The organism is Deltaproteobacteria bacterium, assembly GCA_009929795.1.
Taxonomy (GTDB): Bacteria; Desulfobacterota; Desulfovibrionia; order Desulfovibrionales; family Desulfomicrobiaceae; genus RZZR01.
This window is the reverse complement of sequence record RZZR01000181.1, coordinates 1-4,311: the sequence shown is the minus strand read 5'-3', so window position 1 is coordinate 4,311 and position 4,311 is coordinate 1. Positions and strand designations below refer to the sequence as shown.

Genomic DNA, 4,311 nt, shown 5'->3' with positions numbered 1-4,311 from the left:
ATTCTGATCCAGGCCTCGGCGGTGGTTCTGGACGGTTTTGCCTGGTCCCTCGACTGGCTGGACTCCCAGGGATGGCTGGCCGTGCAGGCCTGCCGCCGTCCCCTGTGGCCGGAGATGCTCGGGTATTGGGGGGTGTTGACGGCCCTGGCCCTGGCGGCCGGGAGCGAAGTCTGGCATGGGCCGATCCGCCGAGTGGTGTTTCCGGTCTGGCTCTTGGGTTGTCTGGCCATGATCGTTGTTCCGCCTTTGGCCGGTTCCTGGCACAGGGCCCAAGACAGGGCGCAGGTTCTGGTTCTGGATACGGGCATGAGCCAAGCCGTGCTCATCGATCTGCCCGATGGTCGGCGTATTTTGGTCGATGGCGGCGGGTCCTGGCAGCGGTCCTTTGATGTCGGCAAATGGGCGGTGGTCCCGACCCTGACCCATGGCCGGAGTCCGGTGGTGGATCTCGCGATCCTGACCCACGGCGATGCCGATCATGTTCGGGGGCTGTATCATGTTCTGGAACGGTGCCGGGTCAAGGCCTTTGCCTTCAACGGCCGAAGGCCGAAAGGGGAAGACGGAGAACGCTTGGACGAATTGCTGAAAGGGGCCGGAACCCCGGTCATGATCTGGGCGGCCGGATCGAGGCTGGATCTCGGCGGTGGATTCTGGCTGGAGTGCCTGCATCCCGGGCCAGGAGACCAAGGATTTTCGAGCAATGATTTCTCCCTGGTCCTGCGTTTCGGATGGGAGGATCAGGGGCTGGTCCTCATTCCCGGGGATGTGCAGGGGCCCGGTATCGCCTCCCTTCTGGCCAGAGAGGCAAGGCTTCAAGCCGAGGCCCTCATCCTGCCTCATCACGGAAGCAGAGGCAGTCTGGATTCGGCCTTTTTGGCCCGAGTCGACCCACAGGTGGCCGTGGCTGCGGCCGGCTTTGAGAATCGGTACGGGTTTCCGGCGGCAGAGGTGGTCGAGGCCTGTCGGAAATTCAAGTGTCCCGTCTACGTTACCGGCGAATCCGGCGCAGTTTTGCTTCAATGGTCTTTGGATGGAGTCCGGCGGCCGGTCCATTGCGAGCGCGACAACGGCCAGGGCACGAATTCCGGATATTGACCGGGGCTTGAACCTGCCTTATTTGTCCAGCCATGTCGCATCGAGGTTCAGGTCCCATCGGTCTCCACAGAGGCATGTTTAAGGGAAGAAGAGTCCTTGTACTTTTCTTTGCCCTTTTCATGGTCCTCGCGGATGTCGCGGGTCTGTGGGCATCCGTGGGCGGATGTCAATGCCTGGAGTGTCGGGTCTGCGAGTCGGCCCGGGACGAGGCAAAATCTGCGGCCGGCCATGCCGTTCAGCCGACCATGTCCTGCTGTGCCGGGGCCATGCCGGCAACGGCCCGGTGCGATGACGACTGCCGATGCGCCCTGGAGCAGGCCGGACAGCGGGACGTGCAGGAGGCCCTGCCCGCCCGGAGCTTGGAAGCCGGAGGTCCGGTTCCGCCGGCGTTGCTTTCAGGCCATGTCCCGACCCCGACCTTCATCGGTGCCTCTCTTCCTTCCCGTTTCGGTCCGGCCGGTTTTCTTCCCAGGGAATCATCCCCGCCGATCCATCTCCTGACCTGCATCTTTCGCATTTGATACCCGCCATCTTCAGGCCCAAAGCCTTCGTCTGAAGGCCTGGGCAGCTTTTTCCCGAAACGGACAGGTTCCGTTTCTCTTCCTTTGCATTCAAGACATCCGGCTTTTCAGGCAGGCTCGCCTGATGGCCGACAAGGAGATGGCAATGAACATTCGCATCGCATGTGTGGTCATGGCTTCGTTCATGGCCCTTGTTCTGGCTCCCCTGGATTCGTCCCAGGCTTTCAGTCTGTTCGGAAAATTTAAGAAGGTGGAGCCGGTGGACGGCCAGGTTAGGCTGGCCTTGAAGGATTTCGACGACGGTCAGGCCCGATTCTATACCTACACCCACGGCAAGAGCAGGATCAGGTTCTTTGTCCTCAAGAGTTCCGATGGCATCGTTCGGGCGGCCTTTGACGCCTGCGACGTCTGTTACCGGGCCGGCAAGGGCTATCGCCAGGACGGCGGAGTCATGGTCTGCGTCAATTGCGGGATGCGCTTCGATTCCCGTCGCATCAACGTGGTCAGCGGGGGCTGCAACCCCGCGCCCCTGGAGCGTACAGTCCAGGGCGACCATCTGGTCATCGAAATTTCCGACATCGAGGCCGGGGCCCGATTTTTTCCGGAGGGCGTATGAACATCATGACCATTCCGGCGCGCAACGCCATGCGCAAACCGGCCCGCCTCATCCTGTTGACGCTGGTCTTCACTCTGGGGGTTACCTCCACCGTGGCCCTGGTCAAAGTCTCGGGGGCCATAGAGGACGGTCTGGAAAAGAAACTCATCGCCTACGGGGCCAACATCCTGGTCACCCCCAGAACCGAAACCCTGGAGGTCAGCTACGGGGGTTTGAACGTGGGCAGTCTGACCTATGATGTCAGCCTGCTGGAGGCCGAGCCGACCTTGAGGGCTCTGAAGGGCATCGAGCATGCCCGGCGTCTGAGCGCCGTAGCCCCGAAGATCGTTCATCTGGCCCGGACCGAATCCGGTCGGGCCGTACTGGTGGGAGTGGACTGGGAGCAGGAACTCTCGATCAAACAGTACTGGGTGGTGCAGGGACGGGTCCCGGGTGCGGCCCGGGAGGTTCTGGTCGGGGCCACGGCAGCGACATCCTTGGGCCTCGCTCCCGGAAAAATGATGGACATCGACGGCCGGGAATTCACTGTGGCCGGAATCCTGGAGCCCACGGGCGGAGACGAGGACAGGGTTCTGTTCTCGTCATTGGACACGGTCCAGGAGTTGGCCGGAACCCCTGGCCGAATCAACTTCGTGGAAGTGGCCGCGTTGTGCGCGGGGTGTCCTATCGGCGAGATCGTCGACCAGATCGGGGCGGCTTTGCCGAATCTGGAAGTCAGGGCCCTGCGAAGCGTTGTCGAGCAGCGAATGGGCTATCTGGACTTTGTCCGGACTCTGGTTCTGGCCGTGTGCGCCATCATCCTGATCAGCGCCTGCGCCATGATCGGGGCGACAATGCTCTCGGCGGTCAACGAACGCCGGCGTGAAATCGGAATTCTGCGCTCGCTGGGCTTTTCCGGCGGCCAGGTCTTTTTCATCTTCTGTCTGGAGGCCTTGCTGACGGGCATGGTTGCCGGGGTGATCGGCTATGCGGCCGGCCATGCGGTCAGCCTGCACGTGGGCCGGGCCCTGGACATCATCCGGGCCGGGAAATTCCATTTTGATCCGGCACAGGGATTGTTGGTCTGCGCCCTGGTCTGTCTTCTGACCATAGCCGCGGCGGCCTTTCCATCCTGGAAGGCCTCGAAAATCGAACCATCCCAGGCATTGATCAGCCTATAAGGAGTCCAATATGATCACAGCCGAAAATATTACCAAGCGATACATGGCCGAGGGCGTCGAGACGTCGGTCCTGCATTCCTGCAGCCTGGAGCTGGCCGAGGGCGAGTTCGCAGTTCTGGTCGGCCGGTCCGGCTCAGGCAAAAGTACGCTCCTCAATGTTCTGTCCTCCCTGCTCAGGCCCGACGAGGGCCGGGTATTGTACCAGGGCCGGGAACTCTGGTCCTTGGATGAAAAGGAGTTGCGGGGGCTGCGGAGGAATGATTTCGCCGTGGTGTTTCAGTTCCACTACCTGATGCCCTATCTCACGGCCTTGGAGAACGTGGTCCTGCCCTTCATGCAGGGAGTTGGAGGAGTGCCGGCCGAGATTGTGGACCGGGCCGTGGACTGCCTGGACCGGGTGGGACTGCGGGGCAAGGAGAAGAAACTTCCCGGATCCCTTTCCGGCGGAGAGCAGCAGCGGGTGGCTATTGCCCGGGCCCTGGTCAAGTCGGCCAGAGTCCTGTTCGCGGACGAACCCACGGGCAGCCTGGACCGGGCGACGGGCCAGGAAGTCATGGAACTCTTGTCGGGACTGCACGACGAGGGTATGACCATCCTCATGGTCACCCATGAACAGTCCTATGCCCAATACGCCGGCCGCATCCTGACCATGGAGGACGGCCGACTGTTACAGTGAATTCGAGGAACCAAGGGGCCGGCCTCCGCAGGGGGCCGGCTTTTTTTTCGCAAGGAGGAGATCGTGCTCCGCCTGCTCTACATCCTGGCCTTGGCCATCGGCATCGTCGACTTTATCACCCTCTACTATTTCGAGTTCGACAGACGAAGCGAAACGGAACTCGTCCGGTTGAGTTTCTTCTGGGCCGTGCCCATTGTCTTCGGGCTGGCCGGACTCACGGCCGAGTTTTTCTCACGGTCGAAA

Annotated in this window: 6 protein-coding genes; all 6 read left to right on the top strand. The window is 61.7% G+C overall.

What is annotated here, in order from left to right:
* On the top strand, positions 1–1,095 hold a 1,095-nt coding region (locus EOM25_12645), incomplete at its 5' end, for an MBL fold metallo-hydrolase (protein ID NCC26022.1).
* Positions 1,096–1,169: 74 nt separating this feature from the next.
* Positions 1,170–1,616 carry a hypothetical protein gene (locus tag EOM25_12640; GenBank protein NCC26021.1) on the top strand — a complete coding sequence of 149 codons (447 nt, stop codon included), beginning with the start codon at positions 1,170–1,172 and terminating at the stop codon, positions 1,614–1,616.
* Positions 1,617–1,788: 172 nt separating this feature from the next.
* Positions 1,789–2,232 (top strand): DUF2318 domain-containing protein, encoded by a 444-nt coding sequence (locus tag EOM25_12635; GenBank protein ID NCC26020.1) that lies wholly within the window; start codon positions 1,789–1,791, stop codon positions 2,230–2,232.
* Positions 2,229–3,392, top strand: a complete 1,164-nt coding sequence (locus tag EOM25_12630) for an FtsX-like permease family protein (GenBank protein ID NCC26019.1) — start codon at positions 2,229–2,231, stop codon at positions 3,390–3,392. The genes EOM25_12635 and EOM25_12630 overlap by 4 nt, the downstream gene beginning before the upstream one ends.
* A 10-nt stretch (positions 3,393–3,402) precedes the next feature.
* A complete protein-coding gene (locus EOM25_12625; protein ID NCC26018.1) occupies positions 3,403–4,068 on the top strand; it encodes an ABC transporter ATP-binding protein in 666 nt (221 codons plus the stop codon).
* Positions 4,069–4,131: 63 nt separating this feature from the next.
* The coding region (locus EOM25_12620; protein NCC26017.1) for a hypothetical protein at positions 4,132–4,311 on the top strand (180 nt) is incomplete at its 3' end.